The organism is Rhizobium esperanzae (genome assembly GCF_014197615.1).
Classification (GTDB): Bacteria; Pseudomonadota; Alphaproteobacteria; order Rhizobiales; family Rhizobiaceae; genus Rhizobium; species Rhizobium esperanzae_A.
Genome location: NZ_JACIFY010000012.1, coordinates 168,420 through 190,368, shown reverse-complemented (window position 1 = coordinate 190,368; position 21,949 = coordinate 168,420). Strand labels below are relative to the sequence as shown.

Sequence of the window (21,949 nt, the reverse complement as noted above, 5' to 3'; positions counted from 1 at the left end):
CTCCTGCCTTCCGAGTGTCGATAACCACGCTACTTCGGCGATAATATCACGACTTATCCGGGTTGTCGGCTGGGAATGTGGAGACCTCCTTCCAATCGAGTCGTCTATGCCGCAGCGTCCGGATCAAATAAGGATCGGTTCCGAGGGTGCAGAAAAAACTGTCCTTGGAGCGCTGAGGGTCTTTTCAGATGCGCGACGCTCTATCACTTTGAAACTGCGCTTAATCCTTTCCGACACCGATTCCGATCTCCGGGCTTATGCGCTAAAGCGCGTCGCGATCTTTCAGATTCGCTTCTCGTGCTTTAGGTCTTTGTTTTTACGCATGTCGTTATCGCAAAACCGCTGCACGCTTTTGCGCGACATGCTCTAGAAAATTGGTCGAACGTCGAACCAAGAGAGCATCCATAAACCGAACCATGCGCGAAACAGATTTCGTCAGCGGCTTTGCCCGCGGCCTGAAAGTCATCGAAGCCTTCGGCGAAACGCGCCCGCGGCTTTCCATTGCCGAGGCCGCCAAGCTGACGGCGCTGGATCGCGCCACTGTGCGCCGTTCGCTGCTGACCCTCGCCGAGCTCGGTTATGCCGATTACGACGGCAAGTTCTTCACCCTGACGCCGAAGATCCTGCGGCTGGGCCATGCCTATCTCCAGGCCACACCGCTGCCGGCGCTGCTGCAGCCGCATCTCGATCATCTCTCCGAACAGGCCGGCCAGAGCGCCTCGGCCTCGGTGCTCGACGGCACCGAGATCGTCTATATCGCCCGAGCCGCGCAGCGCCGGGTCATGTCGATCAATCTCACCCCCGGCAGCCGCCTGCCCGCCTATTGCGCCTCGATGGGCCGGGTGCTGCTCGCAGCCCTTTCCGACAACGAGGCGCGCGCCATCCTCGCCCGCAGCGAGCTGAAGCAGAACACGGCAAAGACCCGGACCGACCCGGAGGAACTGATCGAAGAATTCCGCCGCGTGCGCGCCGAAGGTTATGCCATCATCGATCAGGAGCTGGAGATCGGCCTCTGCTCGATCGCCGTACCAATCGAAAACGATCGCGGCGAAACGGTCGCGGCGATCAATATCGGCGCGCCGGCCGCCCTTGTTCCGGCCGCCGAGATGAAGGCGCGTTATCTCAAGCTGCTGAAGGAAACGCAGGCCGCCTTGCGGCCGCTGCTGCGCCGGTGAAGAAAAGCCTGACGGCGCGCGGCCCCGGTCAAAGCCGGGGCCGCGCGCGAGATCAGTGCGCCAGGTCGAGCGCGGCTGTGAGGTCGCCCATCGGCGGCTGGCCGTTGGCACGCAGCGCCGTGTCGCGGGCGACGATGCCGGGCAGAACCGGCAGATCGTAGCGCGCGGTAATCAGGCGGATGATCGAGGTCGTGTCGTACTGGGTGTGATCGACCGTACCGGCCTTGGCGAAAGGCGAGATGACGAAGGCCGGAATGCGGTTGCCCGGGCCCCAGCGATCGGCCTTCGGCGGAGCGACGTGATCCCAGAAGCCGCCATTCTCGTCATAGGTGACGATGACGAGCATATGGCCCCATTGCGGGCTCTTCTCGAGATGCGAGACGAGATCGGCAAGATGCTGGTCGCCGCTCGAAACATCGGCATAGCCGCCATGTTCGTTGAGGTTGCCCTGCGGCTTGTAGAAGGAGACGGCCGGCAGCTTGCCGTCGTCGATATCCTTGAGGAAGGCCTCGCCGGCCAGGCCGCCATCCTTCAGATGTTCGGCACGCGCCGGGGTGCCGGGGGCGAAATTGGCGAAGTAGTTGAAGGGCTGGTGGTGGAACTGGAAGTTCGGCACCGGCGTGGCGTTCTTGCCATCAAGGGCCGCCTGCCAGGCGCCGCCATACCAGGCCCAGCTGACGCCCTTCAGCGACAGGAGATCGCCGATGGTGGTCTCGTGCTGCGGCGGCAGGGTCGTTGCCGCATTGGGATCGGCATAGGCCGGATCGCCGTCCTTGGCCGGCGGATTGGCGCTCGGCTCATAGGGCGGCTGCATGGTGTTGACGGCGTAGAAATCCGGCGTCAGCGTGCCGTCGGAGACGAATTTCGGCGCCCCCTCCAGTGCCGATTTCGGCGCGTTGTCGGCGACAGCAAGCGAGGTGCCGTCGGCATCGACCTTGGCGATCACCGGTTTGGCCGGGCTCTTATCGGCATCGGGATAATAGGGCGCGCAGGCGCAGACCAGCGCGAAGTGGTTGAGGAAGGAGCCGCCGAAGGCGCCCTGGAAGAAGTTGTCGGCGAGCACGTATTTCTTGGCGACCTGCCACATCGGCAGGATGGAGCCGTCGTAGTGACCCATGACCAGGCTGCCTGAATCGGCCCAGGCGACGAATTTGTCGTTCTTGCCGCCGTCGATCTGCATCTGCTCCTGATAGAAACGATGCCAGAGGTCGCGGGTGACCACCGAAGGCGCTTGCGCAAAACCCTTGGGATCGTCGATGGCGAAGGCGGCGTTGGCAAGGTGGGCCGACTGCGCCTCGGTGACGGCAGGCGTCACGCCCTTGGCGGTGAGGCCGCCCCAGGCCGGCGGCAATTCGGCAAGCGGCTTGCCGTCGCGGTCGAGCTGGCGGGCCTGATCGGCGCTGACATTGGAGAGACCGTTGGCGCCGGGAAAGCCGCCATAGAGATTATCGAAGCTGCGGTTTTCGGCATAGATGACGACGATATTGTCGATCTTGTCGTAACCGGCGGGTGCGGCATGGGCTGATGCCGCGAGCGCGAGCGGCACGAAGGCCGATCCGGCGAGGCAGATGGAATTCAGAAGCTTCAGTCTTTTCACGGGGTGTGACCTCATGGCTGGGGGCGTTGGCTAGAGGGAGCGGGGAACGCTCGGGGGGCGATCAGACGCTAGACCCGACATCTATCAACTTTGTGACATGGGCCTGTCACGAAGCAGCAGCACAACCACCGTCATCAATTTGTTGCAGCGAGGTTCGATGATGATGAAAAGCAGTCCTAAGCACTTGGAATCCTTATGATGACGAAGACGACTTTCCGGTTTTCGCGATCCCGGCTGGCGATCGGCGTGGCCGGTGCAGCGCTCTGTCTGGCCATTCTGCCGCTGCGGCAAAGTAGCGCGGCGGCGGCTTCCGGCGTGCATCCCGGCCCGATGTCACGCGCCGAGGCCTTCGCCCGGGCCGAGACGCTGACCGCACTCGGCCGCAAACTTTTCTCGGATACGTCGCTGTCGGCCTCCGGGCTGCAGGCCTGCGCCTCCTGCCATGACCCGGCGCACGGTTTCGGCCCGGCATCGGCCGCGCCGGTCGAAATGGGCGGCGAACATATGGACCGGCCGGGCCTGCGCGCCGTTCCGACGCTTCGCTACCTGCAGGCCGTGCCCGCCTTCACCGAGCATTATTACGATTCCGAGGACGAGGGTGACGAAAGCGTCGACAACGGCCCGACCGGCGGCCTGACTTGGGACGGCCGGGTCGATCGCGGCGCCGATCAGGCGAAGATCCCGTTGCTTTCGCCCTTCGAGATGGGCAACAAGAATGCGGCCGATGTCGCGGCCAAATTGCGCCAGGCGCCCTACGCCGCCGACATCAGGGCGGCCTTCGGCGAGACCGTGTTCGACAATCCGCAGGATACATTCGACGCCGCCGCCGAGGCGCTCGCCACCTTCGAAGAGAGCGGCCCGGATTTCTACCCCTATTCCAGCCGCTACGACGCCTTCCTCGCCGGCAAGGCGACGCTGAGCGCGCAGGAATTGCACGGGCGGCAGCTATTCGAAGATCCGGCAAAGGGCAATTGTTCGAGCTGTCATCTCAGCGAACCCGCCAATGACGGCGAGCCGCCGCTCTTTTCCGATTTCGGCTTCCTCGGCCTCGCAGTCCCCCGCAACGTGGCAATCCCGGCCAACCGCGACCCCGGCTATCACGACCTCGGCCTTTGCGGCCCTCAGCGCACAGACCTTGCCGGTCACAGCGAATATTGCGGCCTGTTCCGCACGCCGACGCTGCGCAATGTCGCCTTGAAGAAGAGCTTCTTCCACAACGGCTATTTCCACACGCTGCGCGACGTCGTCTCCTTCTACGCGACCCGCGACAGCGACCCCGGCCGCTGGTATCCGAAAAATTCAGACGGCACGATCCGCCGCTATGACGACCTGCCGCAGGCCTATTGGGACAATCTCAACCAGGACCCGCCCTTCGGCCGGAAAGCCGGTGATGCGCCGGCGCTGACCGATCCCGAGATCGACGACATCGTCGCCTTTTTGGGGACGCTGACGGATGCCGATCTGCAGCCGCAGGCGAGCGGGCATTGAAGCAATCGCTGAATGGGCAGAAGTTTCATGCAATTTCCCGGGATCGGGGTCGAGCATAGACGCCCTGGCTCTGCGCAGTTTGCTCTAAAGGCGCAATCGGATCAGCGATTTGTCCGCTGCCTTCTGCCCACCATCAGTCCTGTCAAACGCCTCTCTCGCTGCCGTAACTTCCGGCAGTTTCACCAACGTCCATTTGTGCAACTCCTGGAGGGGTTCACGCAACGTACGGCCAAGCGGCGTCACGTGATATTGCACCGCAACAGGCGAAAGTGAAATCACCTCTCTCGCTATCAGGCCGTTGCGTTCAAGGCGACGCAAGCACTGAGTGAGAGCCTTCTGCGTCACGCCCTGCAGCCGGCGGCGGATGGCGTTGAATCGCTGCGGTCCGTCGTCAAGCACGGCAAGCACCATCATCGACCACTTATCGGCGATCTGGTCGAACAGTGCCCGGCTCGGGCATTCGGAAGAAAAGCAAAGCGGCTCCAGCTCAAGCATGTCGGTTTCCTTCGGTATACCTAGGCGATTTGAAGTGCCTAATTGACGCCAGGTCTACAGAATATACTTGTGGGCCTATTAAACGCAACGGAGTTCTCTTTATGCCCAGTCCTGATACAAGCAGTCTTTTCCGGCCGCTCGCCATCCGATCGCTTGAACTCAAAAATCGTGTCGTCATGGCGCCCATGACCCGCCTTTTTGCGCCTGAAGGCGTGCCGGGGCCGGCGAGTGCCGACTACTATCGGCGCCGGGCAGAAGGTCGCGCCGGACTGATCCTGTCTGAAGGGACCGTGGTCAATCGCCCTGCCTCGCGCAACGACAGCGGAATCCCCTTCTTTCACGGCAATGAGGCACTGCGGGGATGGAAGAATGTCATTGACGCCGTCCACGGTGCTGGAGGCCGTATGGGGCCACAGCTCTGGCACACTGGAGCGACCCGGTATATCAATGGTTGGGAGCCCGATGCGCCGGTGGAGAGCCCGTCTGGATTGGACGCGCCCGGTGATGCCCGCGGCGTGGCAATGACTGAAGAAGATATCTCCGATACTGTCGCAGCCTTCGCCAAAGCCGCGGCAGACGCCAAGCGGCTTGGCTTTGACACTGTCGAAATCCACGGCGCGCATGGCTATCTGATCGATCAATTCTTCTGGGCGGGTACCAATCTACGAACGGACCGGTATGGAGGGCCAACGATTAAGCAACGCTCGCGCTTTGCGGGCGAGATCGTCAGCGCCGTGCGTGAAGCGGTGGGACCTGAATTCCCGATCATCATGCGCGTCAGTCAATGGAAACAGCAAGATTTCAGCGTACGCCTCGCGGAAACACCAGCAGAGATGGAGGCTTGGCTGTTGCCCTTGGTTGAGGCTGGCGTCGATGTCCTTCACGTTTCGCAACGTCGCTTCTGGGAACCAGAGTTCCCGGAGATCGATGGCGAGAATGGCCTCAATGGCGCAGGCTGGGCAAAGAAGGTGACCGGCGCGGTGACGATCGGTGTCGGATCGGTGGGCCTCGGCAACGACGTTACTGCCAGCGCTTTTGTAGGCAAAGGATCACCTACAGCTAGTCTCGATCGTCTAATCGACCGCATGGAACGCGACGAGTTCGACCTTATAGCAGTGGGACGCGCGTTTCTTAGTGATCCGAATTGGGTTGCCAAAGTCGAAGACGGCGATTTTTCAGAGTTGAAAGGCTTCGACCCAGCGTCCTTGTCCGAGTTAGTCTGAAGCAGGCGGGGTGGGCGGATGCAAGACGGCTTCCGCCCACCTTTGCAATCGGCGGATTCCGGACACATCCGACTCTAACCCGTGATCGTCGTCGATACCTTCGAGTTACCACCCACTTGCCGTATCATAATTTCCGATATACATCATGACATCGGAAATTGTGGGGGAATGATGGAACGTTCGTTTTTGACGATTGCCGCGGGCGAGAATCATGAGGCGATACGGGCGCTTTCGGCGCCGGCGCGGATCGAGATTCTGAAGCTGCTCTGCGCCAAGGGGCCGCTTAACATCAACGATATCGCCCAGGCGCTCTCCCTCCCCCAATCCACCGTCGCAACCGGCATTCAGATCCTGGAAGAGGCCGGGCTGGTGGATTCGCGGCTGGCGAAAGCCCGCAAGGGAAACCAGAAAATCTGCTCGGCGACCTATAGCGAAATCCTGATCAGCTTCGAGGAAAGTGCGGCGCAGCGGGCCAACAATATCATCGAAGTCGAGATGCCGGTCGGGCTCTATACCAGCTGCGATGTGCACGCACCCTGCGGTCTCTGCTCCAGCGAGAGCGTCATCGGCCCGCTCGACGTGCCCGACTATTTCCTCGATCCGCAGCGCATGCAGGCCGGGCTGGTGTGGTTCGGCAGGGGCTATGTCGAGTATAAATTCCCCAACAATGCCAAGGTGTTGAACAAGGATATCCGCGCCATCGAATTTTCGCTGGAGCTGTCCTCCGAAGTGCCCGGCACCAATCCGGACTGGCCCTCCGACATCACGCTCTGGGTGAACGGCATGGCGATCGGCACCTGGACGTCGCCCGGCGATTACGGCGACAAGCGCGGCGCCTTCACGCCGGCATGGTGGAAGCTCGAAGGTTCGCAATACGGGACGATGAAGACCTGGCGGATCTCGACGCGCGGCACCTTCATCGACGGCGTCGCCGCCTCCAACGTCACGCTCGGCGATCTGGCGCTTGCCCAGCATTCCTCCATTCGTCTCAGGGTCGGCATCGCCGAAAATGCCGGCCACACCGGCGGCGTCAACATCTTCGGCCGCGGCTTCGGAAATCACGGCCGCGACATCATCATGCGGCTACATGTCTGAAAATACAGTATCGGATATCCTGATTTAGAAATCGCATTTATTTTATGTTTCAGCCATCGCTAAACTTGTTCAATCAATTGAAAAATACCAACTTTTTCCGCATTCCACATTAGTATGACTAAATCCGTCTTTCGGTTGACATAACGACATTCCTGATATCAAGTTAGGGGCAAGAAAACAAAATTCCTGATACATAAACGGGAGGATCCGTTGAAGACGAATGTCGTTGCCCACCGCGATTTCCGCATCGCGACCATTGACGCCAGGCTCTACAGCTCATTTCTCGAGCATCTCGGCAGAGCGATCTACGGCGGTATTTACGAGCCCGGACATCCGACAGCCGATGAGGACGGCTTCCGCCGCGACGTGCTCGATCTCGTCCGTGATCTCGATACGCCCTACTGCCGTTATCCCGGCGGCAATTTCGTCTCGGCCTATAATTGGGAAGACGGCGTCGGCCCGCGGTCCGAGCGCCCGGTGCGGCTCGACCTCGCCTGGCGGACCCGCGAAGCCAACCAGATCGGCGTCAACGAATTCGTCGACTGGTGCAAGAAGGCCAATACCAGGCCGATGCTCGCCGTCAATCTCGGCTCGCGCGGCCTCGATGCTGCCCGCAATTTCCTGGAGTATTGCAACCATCCCGGCGGCACCTATTGGTCGGACCTGCGCCGCAAACACGGCTGGTCCAATCCGCACGATGTCAAATTGTGGTGCCTCGGCAACGAGATGGACGGCCCCTGGCAGGTCGGCCACAAATCGGCCTATGAATATGGCCGGCTGGCGGATGAGACGGCAAAGGCCATGCGCGGCTTCGACAAGTCGCTCGAACTCGTGGTCTGCGGCTCGTCCAACTCAGACATGAAGACCTATCCCGATTGGGAGGCGCAGGTTCTCGAGCAGTGCTATGACAGCGCCGATTACATCTCGCTGCATATGTATTTCGCCAACCGCGAGAAGAATACGCTCAACTATCTCTCCCGCGCCACCAAGCTCGACCGCTACATCACCACGATCGGCGGCGTCATCGACTACATCAAGGCGAAAAAGCGCTCGAAGAAGACGATCGGCATTTCCTTCGACGAATGGAACGTCTGGTATCACTCCAATCAGCAGGACAAGGAGATCCTGGCACGCGACGAGTGGCCGGATGCCCCGCATCTGCTGGAAGATATCTATAATTTCGAGGACGTGCTGCAGGTCGGCGGTATCCTCAACACCTTCATCCGCCGCTCCGACCGGGTGCGCATCGCCTGCATCGCCCAGCTCGTCAACGTCATCGCCCCGATCATGACCGAAGACGGCGGTGCGGCCTGGCGCCAGACGATCTATTACCCCTTCTACTACGCCTCCCGATATGGCCGCGGTACGGCGCTGCAGCTCGTCGTCGACGGCCCGACCTATGACAGCGACGAGGAGAACGAGGTTCCCTATCTCGATGTCTCGGCGGTGCATTCCGAGGATGGCAGGACGCTGACCTTCTTTGCCGTCAACCGCCACCCGGATACAGCGCTCGATCTCGACGTGCGGCTGGAAGGGTTTGGCGGCGCCCGGCTGATCGAGCAGGTGGAAATGACCCATGGCGATCTCGAAGCCGTCAATACGGCGCAGCGGCCGCAGACGGTCGCTCCGGTCACCGTCGAGAGCGCCAAGATCGAAGACGGACGAGTGCGGGCAGCGCTGAAACCGCTGTCCTACAACGTCATCCGGCTGTCGGTGTGACAGCTGCGCCGGGTGCCGAATGGCCCCGGCCGAGGTATTCGGCTCCCCCGCGAGGAGGCAGGCGAGCCGGAGAGATGGTTCATTGAGGCTAGGGCTGTGAAGCCCTGGTGGCTGCGAACCGACAACCGCGACATGCCCATGCGCGCCCCAGCGGCCGCCGTATCGTCGCTTACTTGGGAGGAGTTCATGCAACAGTGGAAGAGGTTTGCATTCGGCTTCGTGCTGGCCACGCTCGGCCTGGCCGCGACGGCGAGGGCCGATGACTACACCTCCTTGCCGCGCAAGGAGACGCTTATCGTCGAAAATCCGGAAGGGACGATCAAAAATCCCGGCTGGTTCAACATCTGGGTCAATGGCGGCGGCGGTGTTTCCACCGGCCTGCAGCAGCTGACCATGGATACGCTCTGGTATATCGATCCCGAACAGGGGCTTGGCGGCGCGGCCTGGGACAATTCGCTCGCCGCCGACAAACCGCAATATAATGCCGACTTCACCGAAATGACCGTGAAACTGCGCAAGGGGCTCTACTGGAGCGACGGCGTCGAATTCACCGCCGATGACGTCGTCTATACCGTCAAGACGCAGATGGATCATCCCGGCATGGTCTGGAGTGCGGCCTTCTCGGTGCAGGTGGCAAGTGTCGAGGCGACCGATCCGCAGACCGTGGTGTTCAAGCTGAAGAAGCCGAATTCGCGCTTCCATGCGATCTTCACCGTGCGCTGGAACGGCGCCTGGATCATGCCGAAGCATGTGTTCGAGAAGGTCGAAGATCCGCTTCGCTACGATTTCGCCAATCCGGTCTCGCTCGGCGCCTACAAGCTGAAGTCCTACGATCCGCAGGGCAAATGGTATACCTGGGAGAAGCGCGACGACTGGCAGCGCACCTCGCTTGCCCGCTTCGGCGAGCCCGCCCCGAAATATGTGACCTATACCGATCCCGGCCCGCCGGATAAACGCACCATCGCTCAGCTCGAGCACAATCTCGATATCATCCACGACAACACGCCGGAGGGCATGTTCACCCTCAAGGAGAAGTCGAAGACCATCGATACCTGGTTCCCGGGCTTCCCCTTCGCCCATCCGGATCCGACGCTGCCGGCGGTGATCTTCAACACCCAGGAAGCGCCCTTCGACAATGCCGATGTGCGCTGGGCGCTGGCCCTGCTGATCGACATCAAGGCCGTCGACATGGCGAGCTATCGCGGGGCGGCGACGCTTTCGGCACTCGGCGTACCGCCGACGGCAGCGACGATGAAAGACTATCAGGCGCCGATGCAGGACTGGCTGAAGGATTTCGAGATCGATACCGGCAAGAGCAAGATCAAGCCGTATGACCCGACAGTCGGACAGCAGATCGCCGATATCCTGCGCAAGCAGCCGAAGTTCAAGGACCAGATCCCGACCGACCCGCAGGCGATCAGCGGTGCCTTCGGCTATGGCTGGTGGAAACCGGACCCGAAAGCGGCCGGCGAACTGCTGGAAAAGGCCGGCTTCAAAAAGTCAGGTGGCAAATGGCTGACCCCTGATGGGCAGCCCTTCAAGATCCGCATGACGGTGGAGGGCGACACACGCTCGGTCTTCACCCGCGCCGGCACGCTGATTGCGCAGCAATGGGCAGCCTTCGGCATCGACGCCAAAGCGGTACCGGCCGCGAAGCTCTGGCAGACGGCGCTGCAGCCCGGCGATTTCCAGGTGGCGATCGCCTGGAGCGTCGAAACCTGGGGCGGCGATCCCGACCTTTCCTTCTTCCTCGACAGCTGGCACTCGCAGTTCGTCGCCAAGAAGGGTGAGGTTCAGCCGCCGCGCAACTGGCAGCGCTGGTCCAATCCGGAGCTCGACAAGATCATCGAGAGCATCCGCGGCATCAGTGCCGACGATCCGAAGGGCATGGAGCTCGGCAAGGATTATCTGAAGCTCGTCGCCCGCGAAATGCCGACGATCCCGCTGATGTCCTATAACGTCTTCACCTCGATGGATACGACCTACTGGACCGGCTACCCCACCATCAAGGACCCCTATACCGATCCGGTGCCGAACTGGGCGAATTCGAGGCTGATGATGGTCAAGCTGAAGCCGGCTCAACCGAAATAAATCCTCCCAACGCCGGCGCGTAGCCATCGCGCCGGCCCCCTATCGACGGGCATGGAGCCCAACCACCCGTGCTCGTCGAGCCTTTCCAGAGGGAACCAGAGAGGAACCACTGCCTTATGACGCCCTATCTGATCTTTGTGCTGAAGCGGTTCGGTCAGTTTCTGCTTGTCGTCTTTCTCGGTGTGACGATCACCTTCTTCGTCACCCACCTGACCCCGATCGATCCGGTCGAAGAAAGCATAGGCGCCATCACCCAGATGGGCCAATCCGATCCGAATGCGATCGAGCTGATGCGCCAGTCGCTGCGCGAGCTGTACGGCATGCAAGGCTCGATCTGGGAGCAATATCTGCATTTCTGGCTGCGGCTGGCGACCGGCGATCTCGGCCCCTCGCTCTCGGCCTTCCCGACCCCCGTCTCCACCATCATCCTGCGCTCGCTGCCCTGGACGGTCGGGCTGATGACGGTCTCGACGCTGATCACCTTCGTGCTCGGCAATGCGATCGGCGCGCTCGCCGGCTACTACCGCAAGGACATGGTGCTGAAGGCCGTCAGCCTCGTCTTCATCGCGATGCTGCCCATTCCCTATTATATCCTGGCCTTCGTGCTGCTCATCGTCTTCGGCTTCATCTGGCCGGTGCTGCCGATCAATGGCGGCTATGAGATGAACGCCAATCTCGACCTCTCCTTTGCTCTGGTCCTCGATATTCTCAAACACTCCATCCTGCCGGCCTTGTCGCTGATCCTGGTCGGCGCCGGCAGCTGGCTGATCGGCATGCGGGCGCTGGTGTCCAACATCATCACCGACGATTACGTCGTCTTCGCCGAACTTGGCGGCGTGCCGAAGCGCAAGATCCTGCGCTCCTACATCGCCCGCAATGCCATGGTGCCGCAATTCACCGGGCTCGCCATGTCGCTCGGCGCGATCTTCAACGGCACCGTCATCACCGAAATCGTCTTCGGCTATCCCGGCATCGGCAATCTGCTCATCGAAGCGGTGCATGCCGGCGACTACAGCCTGGTGCTCGGCCTCAGCGCGCTGTCGATCGTCGGCGTTGCCGCCGCCGTCTTCATCATCGACGTGCTGAGCCCGCTGATCGATCCGCGCATCAAGGTGGAATAGACCATGTTTACCATCGTCCGCGACCTCGCCCGCCAGAACATGGAATTCCTCTGTGGCCTGCTGCTCTTTGCCGTCATCGTCGGCCTCGTCATCCTGTCCTATTTCTCGCCCTATGGCGCGACCGACATCTATCTCCTGCCGCCCGACATGCCGCCGGACGGCGACTATTGGCTCGGCACCACTTCGCGCGGCCAGGACGTGTTCTGGCAGCTGACGACCGGCCTTCGCAACACGCTCTATTTCGGCATCGGCGTCGCCTTTCTCTCGCGCATCATCTCGCTGGTTGTCGGGCTGGTCGCCGGTTATGCCGGCGGCGCGGTCGACCGGGTGCTGATGGCGATCAACGACAGCGTCATGGTCATCCCGCAATTCCCACTGCTGATCCTTTTCTATTTCGTGCTGAAGGACAGCATGACCTGGACGGCGCTGATCGTCATCATGGCCTCGCTCGGCTGGTCCTATGATGCGCGCCTCATCCGCTCGGTGGCGATCGGCCTGAAGAGCCGGCCGTTCACCACCCAGAGCGTCTATTCCGGCATGACGATGCGCAAGATCCTCATCGAGGAGCACCTGCCCTATGTGCTGCCGATCGTCTTTGCCACGACGATGAACAACATGATCTGGTCGATCGGCATGGAGATCACCCTTTCGGTGCTCGGTTTCACCGATATCGAGACGCCGACCATGGGCATGATGATCTACTGGGCCAATGCGCATTCGGCGCTGATCTCGGGCATCTGGTGGTGGGTGGCCGCCCCCGTCGCCGTCATCGTCATTCTGTTTCTGGCGCTGTTCCTGCTCTCCATGTCGATGAACGAATACAATGATCCGCGCAGCCGGCTGAACCGGATGGGAAGTTAGCATGGAGAATTTGGTCGAAATCCAGAATCTGAAAGCCTATTATCGCGCCTTCCTCTATGGCGTCGATCGCGAGGTGCGGGCCGTCGACGATATCAGCCTGACGATCGGCCACGGCGAGGTCTATGGCGTTGCCGGCGAATCGAGCAGCGGCAAGACGACGCTGATCAAGACCATCGCCGGCGCTATCCGCCCGCCGCTTCGGGTCGTCTCGGGCAGTGTCAAATTCCACTTCGGCGGCGGCACCCAGGATATCTACGCGATGACGCCGGAGGAGCGCACGGCGCTGCGCTGGAAGCATCTCTCCTATATCATGCAGGGCTCGATGAATGTGCTCAATCCGGTGCGCCGGATCCGCCATTCCTTCACCGATTTCGCCTTCCGCCACATGAAGGTCAGCAAATCGGTCTTCTTCGAAAAGGTTGCCGTCCATCTGCAGCGGCTGAAGCTCGATCCGCATCTGCTCGATGCCTATCCGCACGAACTCTCCGGCGGCATGCGCCAGCGCATGACCATTGCGCTCGCCACCATCCTGACGCCGGAGTTCATTATCGCCGACGAGCCGACGACGGCGCTCGACGTGATCGTGCAGCGCGACGTCTTGTCGATGATCCGCGACATCCAGCGCGAGATGGGCTCATCCTTCCTGTTCGTCACCCATGATATGGGCGTGCATGCAACGGTCTCCGACCGCATCGGCATCGTCTATGCCGGCCGCCTCGTCGAGGAGGCGCCGACCGCCAAGCTCTTCAGCATGCCGCTCCACCCCTATACGCAGCACCTCGTCGGCAGCCTGCCGAAGATCGGCGATCCCAGCACCCGGCCCTCGCTGGAGGGACGGCCGCCGAACCTCGCCATGCCGCCGGAGGGCTGCCGCTTTCACCCGCGCTGTCCCAAGCGCATGGAGATTTGCTCACAAAAGGTTCCGCCCATGGTCACCGTCGCGCCCGAGCGGCGGGTGGCGTGTTTTGCGGTGACGGGGGATCAGGTTTGACTCTGCTTAGCCTCTCGCATGTGACGAAAATCTACCGCCAGGGCGGCATGCTCGGCCGGCGGCTGATCACCGCCGTCAACGATGTCAGCTTCGAGATCGGCGACGAACCGGAGATCCTCTCGATCGTCGGCGAATCCGGCTCGGGCAAATCGACGGTGGCGGCAATGATCCTCGGTCAGACCGAGCCGACCGAAGGCGAGCTGCAATTTGCCGGCAAAACCGTCGCCATCCACAGCCGGGCCGAACGCAAGGCCTTCATGACGCAGGTCCAGCCGGTGCTGCAGAACCCCTTCGAAGCCTTCAATCCGCTGAAGCGGGTCGACCGCTATCTCTTCGAAACCGCCCGCAATTTTTCCGCCGACGGAAATCGGCCGGACCGACAGCAGGCCGAAAAGATGGCCGACGCCGCCCTCCACCATGTCGGCCTGACGCTGGAAGAGGTGAAGGGCCGCTTCCCCCACGAACTCTCCGGCGGCCAACTCCAACGAGTCGCCATCGCCCGCGCGCTGATCCCGCAACCGCGCCTGCTGGTGGCCGACGAACCGGTCTCGATGGTCGACGCTTCGCTGCGCATGGCGATCGTCAACCTCTTCGGCCGGTTGAAGAACGAGCTCGGGCTTTCGATCATCTACATCACGCATGATCTGGCGACGGCCTATTATGTCAGCGACAATATTATCATCATGCGGAAGGGTGAGATCGTCGAGCGCGGGCGAGCGCGGGCGGTGTTGGATGATCCGCAGCATGAGTATTCGCGGGCGCTGAAGGATGCGGTGTTGGCGGCGGATTTTGGTGCGGTGGGGTAGTTCGCCAGTCGCTGTCGGCTTGGCTTGGCTTGGCTTGGATGCAATGCCTAGGCGGCCTTTACAGTGGGTTTCTTACTTGTCGTAAATTGTACCTTTGCGACCGGGACGAAGCGGACAATGATATCCTTGAACTTCAAGATGTTCCGGAGATGATCGTGCATCAGCTTTAGCTCATACATCGCCATCAGGGGGATATCGCCCTTATCTGGCTTGGGCTTCAGCCGGTCGAACAATAGCCAGAGGCAAATATCGTAGTCGGCAGCATTAAGTTCTGCGATGTGCTCTTTAATATAAGTTAGGTAATCAGCCTTGCATGGGCTGGCCGCCGCTCCAACATGCCTGCGAATCTCCTCTAAAAAAATCTGATCTTGGAGAAAGGCGGTGCTGTATAGGTTTGCCTGCGCGAACAAGTAGTTTGTCGATGACGAATCCTTATAGGGCTTGCAATGAATGATGCGGATACGACCCAAATCCGTTAGGTCGAGTATGTCGCAAAACTCCTTGTCCGCCCGCCCGCTACCGATACGAAGCTTCGCGCGGTCGAACAGAATAGCGGATGGCCTGCGTTTGCAAACCTCTTGATTGAACAGCGACTCCTTGTTCTTTTTGTCCTCTTCACTGCTGATATTGATGTCGACATAAGCGTCTTCACAAGGTTCCTCGTGAAGCACCTCAGCCACAAATTTGACGATCGAGGCATAGAAGTCGCAATCGACCTCTAGCCAGCGACCATCGCTTAAAACGAAGTATTTTTCGCCTATTCGATGCTCGAATACGATGCAATTGTAAACGCGCCACCGGCGATACGAGAGAATGCGATCTTCTTCGTGTGAATAGGCGAAAATCCGCTTTCCCTTAAGCTGCTCAATCGTCACTTCATCGAGCTTCAGATGCCTATCAAGTTGCTGTGGGTCCAGAAAAGAATGGATCGTGTTCTCGCGCTTGGAATGATCGCTGTAGGTAAAGCTGTAACTTTCCTCCGCGACGAACTCTGGAATCCCAATCTGAATTCGGTCGAACTCACGTGCTTTGAGGAGCTTGAGCAACTCACCGTCCAACGCTGCAACTTCTCCCGGTGACGCCTGACCGAAATTCTTGTAATTCGGAAAAAGACTTGCATAGTCCTTTTTGCCAAACGCCTCCTGGAACTCCCGACAACGCGCCACTATGAGCGGCCAAGTCAAGCGGTTTCGGCCGATGACTTTGACGGTGAGGTTGTTCCGTCCTTGCAAGGTGAGGTTCTTATCGCCTTTGATATTTGCGGAGATGTAACGAAGATCTTCCGCTTCGCTCAATCCAAATGTGAAAGTGTCGGACGGCTTTCCGACCTGCCGGTCGATTTGGGTGGGCGTAACTGTATTACTTTGACTGCGAGTCTGCCGCACCTCTTCATTACCACAAAGGTTCATAGCGGTCTTGATGCCGAAATCTGGCTCGAATGCCGCTTCTTCCAAATGACTGGAAGCACTTCGTCCGAAAGTAGCGGCGAACACACGCTCTTCGATCTTCATAAGTAAGATGCCGTTTGGACTTTCGCTGCGGGCGTTAAAGCTGATACGTTCGCCGGCCGCTATCTTATCGTTGAGAAATTCGAGCCACGGTGGATTTGAACGCTTAGAGACTGTTTCGAAGTAATAAAAGCGGCAAGCGACGCCCTCAACGTCAAAGTTGAACTGCTGAGCTGCCTTGTGAGCAGCGACATCCTTTTCGGCCGACAGAACCGTTTCGAAAGTGTGCTGCGGCTTTGCCAGATAAAAAGAAATCTGCGCAATATCGACTGGATCTTCTTCTGCCATTCCCCTCGCCCCCGAACTATTAGTGACGCGCACAACCAAGCAAAAGTCAACTAGGGGTTTTGCTAAAGTTTCGACCGTTGATCCGAACGAATTCGAGAACGTAAATGCCGACATGCCACCAGGCCATCCTCAGCTGAGCTGGGCGACTCTAGATAGTTCGTGGTGGCAATAGTCACACGCATGCATTCGTCATCGGCGGCGAACATGCCTTTTCGCCGAACCAATAATCCACATAGTGCGGCGAGGTCTTGGAGCCAAAGTCACCGCCGTTTGAAGCGGCGGCTTTCAAAAACCCTGCGAACGGCTTAAATGACCGAAATGGGGCCTTAACCGCGGCGGCATCCGCAAGTTGACCTAAAAGGCGAAATCATCACCTATTTCCGAAAATAGCCGGCAGCTTTTCGACCCATCAGCGTTCTGACCCAATTGAAAGCGTAAACAGTTCAGCTCTTCAGCTGCGACAGAAGCATCGAGGGGACTGGCTCTCGCAGTCGCCAGGTCACGGCAATCGGCATCTCACCTTTCCAGGCTTCGAAATCTACTTCGCCACAATAGATGAACGGTGTCGGCTTTAGTCCGATCTTCTTCGTCTTGCGGACCAGCAAGTGGATGTGAAGACCCAGTGCTTGATGGTCGCGGATCATCTCGCCGTGCTTCGATTGTTGCTTGGTTCTGTTCTGACTTTGCCAAGAGAATTCGGTGGCTGAGGTGAAGTGATCAGCATAGCGATGCTCGTCCATCATCCCCTCCTTCTCCAAGGTGACGAGCAGAAAGATGTGAGGCGGTTTCGGCACGAAACCGGCGTTCCACGTCGCCTGATCGAAGGTTAGGCCGAAGGCCGGAGGGATAGTCTCCCGCGAATAGCGTTCCCAAAGCCGAAGGCCTGTCTGTGCCTGGCTCTGTACGCCCATCGGCTCCATGCGCCAGACATCGCTCTGGAACCGGAATCGGACACGATCGCCTTTGCCCGGAAGTCCGGCGTCGTCGCCGAACCATCCGTGAAGGATGGTCGGCAAGCGGTTAGACGGATCGCCGGCTCTTCGCACAACGTTAATTGCGATCTTGGCAACTGTAGCCTCCATCGGCTGATCGTCTACAAGAACGTCCAGAGGACCTTCCGGCAGTTGCCCTGCGCCCGACTGCGTCGGGAGGAATAAGATAGGCTGTCCACTCGTGTTTCGGGCGACGCGACAAACAGCATCCGCCAGCTCGTTGGGAACGCCGCTTCTTGTCAGATATTGTGCAAGACGCCAATCGAGGATTTCCCGCAGAATCTGGCTGAACGTCTCTCTGTCCCCTGTCGCTCTTACGAGGCCAAATTGATTTTCCGTCAAAGTAAAATAGGGGGCGCCGTCGCTATCCCGCAGCTTCGTCAGAACATCGATCGGAAACCTTAGCAGCAGCGATTTTAGCGCTTTCCGATCCGCGAGATCGACAGAGAAATCCTGCTGCAGCTTGTGGACTCGAGAGGCCAACTGCGCGACGCGCTCGACGACCTCATCGACGGCACAGCGGTCCCGGACGGTCTCATCATCGAACAGCGCGAGAAGGGTCATGAGCTTGTAGCTTCGGGTTAGTTCGGTCTTCTCCATCTCGAAAAAGAAGTCTCGATAGTCCAACCAGATCGATCGTTCCAGAACGCTCAACCCACGCATGCGTTCCACGAATCCGAGCCATGAACGCTCGCTACTGCTTCTCGGATTGTTACCCGAGTGGAAAACCTCTGACGCCGTGGGCCGAACGCCATGCCGCTCCAGGAAGTCGCGGTAGAAGTCTTCCAGAGCATTCTCTGTGTTTGCCGGCTTCACCAGCATGCGAAGTATTTCGATTGCCTCGAGATCGTAGGTCACTTCACAGCCGGTAGGCAAAGCGATTTGATCGCCCTGCAGCCTTTCCAGAAACTCGCGGATATGACCGCCGGACGACGCATCAACATTCGCAATCGATGCGATCGCACGCAACTTCGTGAGGAAAATCCGGTGGTTGCCGATATAGTCGACGACGACGAGACGGTTCTTGTTTGCGGATTTTCGCAAACCACGGCCGAGCTGTTGCAGCCAGATAACAGTCGATTCCGTTGGCCGTAGCATTAACACGGTATCGACGCTCGGGACGTCGACACCCTCGTTGAACATGTCGACGGAAAACACTACCTCGAGTTCGCCCGCTTCCAGTTTCTGCAGAGACGTAGCCCGAGGTGCCGAATTTATGCCGGCATGGACGGCGACAGCCGACACCCCATGGCGGTTAAAGAAGTCAGCCATGAAATCCGCGTGTGTCTGGGAGCAGCAGAAGCCGATGCACTTCGTCCCGCCGCGTAGGCGGTACTGTTCGAGCGCGTTCTGTGCGCGTGCTTCCGTGGCGACCGCAGCGGTGAGTTCTGTCAAGTCAAACTGCGCGCTGCGCCAGGGGATGTTTCGATAATCTACAGTGTCCGGGACGCCGAAGTAATGAAAGGGGCAGAGATGCCCGCCTTCTATCCCCAGATGGATGCCAGCCTGGAAAACGAGGTTCTCCTGACAAAGACCGAGGAGATCACCTCCATCGCTTCGCTCCGGCGTCGCCGTGAGCCCCAGGAGGAACTTCGGTTCGAAATAATCGATGATGCGTCGGTAGGTGCTCGCTGCTGCGTGATGAAACTCGTCGATGACGATATAGTCGAAGGTGTTCGGCCGAAATTGTTTGATCTGGTTCGCCTTGCCGAGAGTTTGAACGGAGGCGAAAAGGAGATCGGGATCCGTGTCCTTGTGGTCGCCCGACAATCTTCCGATCCGAGCTGCCGGCCGCACGCGCCGGAATGTCTCGATCGCCTGGTTGAGGATTTCCTCACGGTGGGCGACAAAAAGGATGCGACGATATTCGAAGCGATCGCTGTCGAAGGCCGCCAGCCAGGTCTTGCCGAGACCCGTAGCAAGCACCACAAGGCCCGCTGTGTACCCATCCTGTCGTGTTTGCTCGAGCGCTGCGAGAGCCTGGCGTTGGATCGCGTGGGGTTCAGGAGGAGGCAGCGGCGGTTCGTATGCCACGCCAGCCTCCTTAAAGCCGAGTGGGCTTCTTCGGTTTTCATAGCGGTCGATCCACTCCGGCGTGACGGTGACGGCGCTATAGGAATGGAAAAGGTCATTGAATCCATTGCTAATCTCGGGGAAGGCCGTTCGGTCGTGGCTCGAAATGACCTTGTAGTTCCATTCGATCGATGTGGTCAGCGCGGCTTCTGAAAGGTTGGAGCTGCCGACAAATGCCACGCCCTCCTTGTCCGACAGAAAGATATAAGTCTTGAGGTGAAATCCCTGCGCCGTTGCCTCGAAGACCCGCAGCGTTAGGTCGCCCTCGAGATCGGCCAAACGCCGCAGTGCGATCGGCTCGGTCACGTCCATGTAGTCGCCCACGAGAATGCGGGCTCGTCCGCCGCGGGCCAGAAAATCTTTCAGATGTTCCACGATCAGTCTTGCGCCGCTGTCTAGCAGAAATGCTACCGCAACGTCGCAGGCATTCGCCTGGTCCATATGCATAATGAGATGGGGCAGAAGGTGGTCGCTTCCGCCAGTGATCAGCCGCTTTACCTCTTCGGCGCCGCTCACCTCTTGGGCTAGGTAGTTGGCCTTGTTCGGGATAACGTGTCTGATTCCGCCTCTCGGATCGTCGATGTCTCCCAGGTAGCGCGGAATTACATGCAGGTGGAAATGGAAGACCGTTTGTCCTGCAGCCTCAGCTAGATTGAAACCGACGTTGTAGCCATCTGGCTTGTGCTTTCGTTCGATGTCGGATTTCGCCCTGTCGATGTTTCGCCACATCGCCTGCTTCTCGTCTGCGGAGAGATCGTCCCATGTCGCCGCATGCCGTCGTGGAACGATGAGCAGATGTCCGGGTGACACCGGAAAGGAATCCCGGATCGCGACGACTTGATCGTCCATAAAGGCGATGCGGCTCAATTCGGCGGTGCAGAAAGGGCATTGAATCATCGGCTGATTATGGGCTGGCTCGCCAACGCATCCCAGAATGGCAGACGCTTTTCCACACAATGATTATTGAGGGCCGCCGTCGTTCAAGACCCGGGCCGGCAACTGCCACATTGCGACGACGACTGGTGCGTTCCGCGCGATCAATTTGGGGGAAGGCTTGACCTCTGCATACGTCCTTGGCATACAGAGCGTGGCCCTACACGCGGGCCGGTGTGCCCGCCACGCAAAGCTATGTCAGCGTTCCAATTTCGAGACAGTCACTCCATGCCTTAGGCATGGTCTGGCCATTAGCGGGCACATGGTCGGATCATTCCAGGATATGGACAATGACCGAAACAAACGAATTTCGCAGACTTAAAGCTCTAGCAAAGCGATACGCGCGCGCCAACAGGATCGCGCAACATCAGGCTCTTGACCTGATTGCCGGGGAACTAGGTTTCCGCAACTGGGTCAAGCTTATCTCCGCCAGCAAGAAAGGTTGGCAGACTGATACCGAACAAATGGCGCGCGTCGAAGCCTTTGTTATGAGCCCCCTTCCGGCGGCAACCATCCTGAAGGGTGATAGCGAAGCAATGAACCGTCGCTTCGCATATCTTGAACAGGCCGAACATGGGATGATTGGTGATCATACATATCGCCTTCAAGAGATTTTGGGCGACGTCATCATAGCAGGTGAAGGATGGAGCATTAGGGTGTCTGAGAACCCCGGTGCAATCCCAATTGTCGAGACGTACACTGACCCAGAGGCGGACTGCCCAGTCCTTGACCCAGAGTTCCGGCAGAAAGCACTCAAAGTCGCCAGAGATTGGGCCGTCCGGGTTCGTGCGGAGATCTCTACCGACTGGCCCCGCCGATCCACAAAACCTGATCTTAATGGTGTGGTGCGGCACCCGTTGGGCCGAGGCAAGTCGGCCGTGTGGTTCTGTCTACATTGCGACGGAAAGATCACAGGCGCCCAGATCGCCGAAAACCTTTGGCATTGCCCGGGGTGTGGGGCATCGCCTCTCGACATCTTTGACACGGCGTTCTGGTCCGATGATAGGGGCGAGTCTTTCCTCCCGGTAAAAGCGAACGAGGCAGTCGGTCAAGACCAGCCCGATTTCCAGATCGTCGATGGCAGACCCAAGCTCGACCTCACTGAAGAGAAGATCATTCTTCTCATCCGCACGGCTTTGCTTGATGACGCGTCCAACATTAGCGAGAAGCTAGGCGCTCTTCTGGCTGAGATCAGTACCGATGACGAAAATGGCGTCTGGATCGAACTTGAGGTGGATTTGTGGCCAGAAAAGAAGGATCCGGTTCAGGCTTTGGCTGTTTCGCAGCTATTGGGTCTCGAGGCTGAAATTATATCTAGCTCGTCCACGATACCTTTCGCTTGGCCAGGCCTGGGCGAGATAGCCACCAGCACGAGTGAGTATACGCAGATGATGCTGGACGCCTACGCTCAATATGGCGGTTTACCAAACAGGAAGGCGAAGGAATAGTAATCCGTCTGGGATCGACGCTTGCCCTGGTAGCGATGCTAGCGG

The 21,949-nt window shown here is 59.3% G+C and carries 15 protein-coding genes; 11 read left to right on the top strand and 4 right to left on the bottom strand.

Annotated elements, in window-relative coordinates:
- Positions 1-416 precede the first annotated feature (416 nt).
- Positions 417-1,175 (top strand): IclR family transcriptional regulator domain-containing protein, encoded by a 759-nt coding sequence (locus GGD57_RS17755; RefSeq protein WP_184471627.1) that lies wholly within the window; start codon positions 417-419, stop codon positions 1,173-1,175.
- Between the two features lie 52 nt (positions 1,176-1,227).
- Here the strand turns inward: GGD57_RS17755 and GGD57_RS17750 are convergent, their stop codons facing one another.
- Positions 1,228-2,772 carry an acid phosphatase gene (locus tag GGD57_RS17750; RefSeq protein WP_184471626.1) on the bottom strand — a complete coding sequence of 515 codons (1,545 nt, stop codon included), beginning with the start codon at positions 2,770-2,772 and terminating at the stop codon, positions 1,228-1,230.
- A gap of 198 nt (positions 2,773-2,970) precedes the next feature.
- On the opposite strand from GGD57_RS17750, the gene GGD57_RS17745 reads away from it, so the two are divergent.
- Positions 2,971-4,260 (top strand): cytochrome-c peroxidase, encoded by a 1,290-nt coding sequence (locus GGD57_RS17745; protein ID WP_184471655.1) that lies wholly within the window; start codon positions 2,971-2,973, stop codon positions 4,258-4,260.
- 84 nt (positions 4,261-4,344) lie between these two features.
- On the opposite strand, the gene GGD57_RS17740 is transcribed toward GGD57_RS17745, so the two are convergent.
- Complete coding sequence (locus tag GGD57_RS17740) at positions 4,345-4,755, bottom strand: winged helix-turn-helix transcriptional regulator (RefSeq protein WP_184471625.1); 411 nt, start codon at positions 4,753-4,755, stop codon at positions 4,345-4,347.
- 101 nt (positions 4,756-4,856) lie between these two features.
- Here GGD57_RS17740 and GGD57_RS17735 point away from each other — a divergent pair, with 101 nt between their 5' ends.
- From GGD57_RS17735 to GGD57_RS17700, 8 genes are all read left to right on the top strand, one after another.
- The gene (locus GGD57_RS17735; protein ID WP_184471624.1) at positions 4,857-5,978 is read left to right on the top strand and encodes an NADH:flavin oxidoreductase; all 1,122 of its coding nucleotides are present in this window, start codon (positions 4,857-4,859) and stop codon (positions 5,976-5,978) included.
- Positions 5,979-6,146: 168 nt separating this feature from the next.
- The gene (locus GGD57_RS17730) at positions 6,147-7,073 is read left to right on the top strand and encodes an ArsR/SmtB family transcription factor (protein WP_184471623.1); all 927 of its coding nucleotides are present in this window, start codon (positions 6,147-6,149) and stop codon (positions 7,071-7,073) included.
- 210 nt (positions 7,074-7,283) lie between these two features.
- Positions 7,284-8,792: an alpha-N-arabinofuranosidase gene (locus tag GGD57_RS17725; RefSeq protein ID WP_184471622.1), complete on the top strand. Its 1,509-nt coding sequence runs from the start codon at positions 7,284-7,286 to the stop codon at positions 8,790-8,792.
- 186 nt (positions 8,793-8,978) lie between these two features.
- Entirely contained in the window at positions 8,979-10,883 is a 1,905-nt protein-coding gene (locus GGD57_RS17720) for an ABC transporter substrate-binding protein (RefSeq protein ID WP_184471621.1), read from the top strand.
- Positions 10,884-10,999: 116 nt separating this feature from the next.
- On the top strand, positions 11,000-12,004 hold the full coding sequence (locus tag GGD57_RS17715; protein ID WP_184471620.1) for an ABC transporter permease: 1,005 nt from the start codon (positions 11,000-11,002) through the stop codon (positions 12,002-12,004).
- A gap of 3 nt (positions 12,005-12,007) precedes the next feature.
- Positions 12,008-12,865: an ABC transporter permease gene (locus GGD57_RS17710; RefSeq protein WP_184471619.1), complete on the top strand. Its 858-nt coding sequence runs from the start codon at positions 12,008-12,010 to the stop codon at positions 12,863-12,865.
- Position 12,866: 1 nt separating this feature from the next.
- The gene (locus tag GGD57_RS17705; RefSeq protein WP_184471618.1) at positions 12,867-13,856 is read left to right on the top strand and encodes an ABC transporter ATP-binding protein; all 990 of its coding nucleotides are present in this window, start codon (positions 12,867-12,869) and stop codon (positions 13,854-13,856) included.
- A gap of 47 nt (positions 13,857-13,903) precedes the next feature.
- On the top strand, positions 13,904-14,662 hold the full coding sequence (locus tag GGD57_RS17700) for an ABC transporter ATP-binding protein (RefSeq protein WP_184471654.1): 759 nt from the start codon (positions 13,904-13,906) through the stop codon (positions 14,660-14,662).
- Positions 14,663-14,709: 47 nt separating this feature from the next.
- On the opposite strand, the gene GGD57_RS17695 is transcribed toward GGD57_RS17700, so the two are convergent.
- Positions 14,710-16,458: a DUF6119 family protein gene (locus GGD57_RS17695; protein WP_184471617.1), complete on the bottom strand. Its 1,749-nt coding sequence runs from the start codon at positions 16,456-16,458 to the stop codon at positions 14,710-14,712.
- A gap of 443 nt (positions 16,459-16,901) precedes the next feature.
- The gene (locus GGD57_RS17690; RefSeq protein ID WP_184471616.1) at positions 16,902-20,390 is read right to left on the bottom strand and encodes a DUF3427 domain-containing protein; all 3,489 of its coding nucleotides are present in this window, start codon (positions 20,388-20,390) and stop codon (positions 16,902-16,904) included.
- 356 nt (positions 20,391-20,746) lie between these two features.
- Between GGD57_RS17690 and GGD57_RS17685 the strand changes: the two genes are divergently transcribed.
- Entirely contained in the window at positions 20,747-21,904 is a 1,158-nt protein-coding gene (locus tag GGD57_RS17685) for a hypothetical protein (protein WP_184471615.1), read from the top strand.
- The last annotated feature ends 45 nt before the right edge of the window (positions 21,905-21,949 follow it).

What these genes read in the sequence shown, in the direction of transcription:
- GGD57_RS17685 (WP_184471615.1), top strand. Translation starts at nt 20,747, where the DNA reads ATGACCGAAACAAACGAATTTCGCAGACTTAAAGCTCTAGCAAAGCGA.
- GGD57_RS17695 (WP_184471617.1), bottom strand. Translation starts at nt 16,458, where the DNA reads ATGGCAGAAGAAGATCCAGTCGATATTGCGCAGATTTCTTTTTATCTG.
- GGD57_RS17730 (WP_184471623.1), top strand. Translation starts at nt 6,147, where the DNA reads ATGATGGAACGTTCGTTTTTGACGATTGCCGCGGGCGAGAATCATGAG.
- GGD57_RS17700 (WP_184471654.1), top strand. Translation starts at nt 13,904, where the DNA reads ATGCTCGGCCGGCGGCTGATCACCGCCGTCAACGATGTCAGCTTCGAG.
- GGD57_RS17745 (WP_184471655.1), top strand. Translation starts at nt 2,971, where the DNA reads ATGACGAAGACGACTTTCCGGTTTTCGCGATCCCGGCTGGCGATCGGC.
- GGD57_RS17710 (WP_184471619.1), top strand. Translation starts at nt 12,008, where the DNA reads ATGTTTACCATCGTCCGCGACCTCGCCCGCCAGAACATGGAATTCCTC.
- GGD57_RS17755 (WP_184471627.1), top strand. Translation starts at nt 417, where the DNA reads ATGCGCGAAACAGATTTCGTCAGCGGCTTTGCCCGCGGCCTGAAAGTC.
- GGD57_RS17715 (WP_184471620.1), top strand. Translation starts at nt 11,000, where the DNA reads ATGACGCCCTATCTGATCTTTGTGCTGAAGCGGTTCGGTCAGTTTCTG.
- GGD57_RS17735 (WP_184471624.1), top strand. Translation starts at nt 4,857, where the DNA reads ATGCCCAGTCCTGATACAAGCAGTCTTTTCCGGCCGCTCGCCATCCGA.
- GGD57_RS17705 (WP_184471618.1), top strand. Translation starts at nt 12,867, where the DNA reads ATGGAGAATTTGGTCGAAATCCAGAATCTGAAAGCCTATTATCGCGCC.
- GGD57_RS17720 (WP_184471621.1), top strand. Translation starts at nt 8,979, where the DNA reads ATGCAACAGTGGAAGAGGTTTGCATTCGGCTTCGTGCTGGCCACGCTC.
- GGD57_RS17740 (WP_184471625.1), bottom strand. Translation starts at nt 4,755, where the DNA reads ATGCTTGAGCTGGAGCCGCTTTGCTTTTCTTCCGAATGCCCGAGCCGG.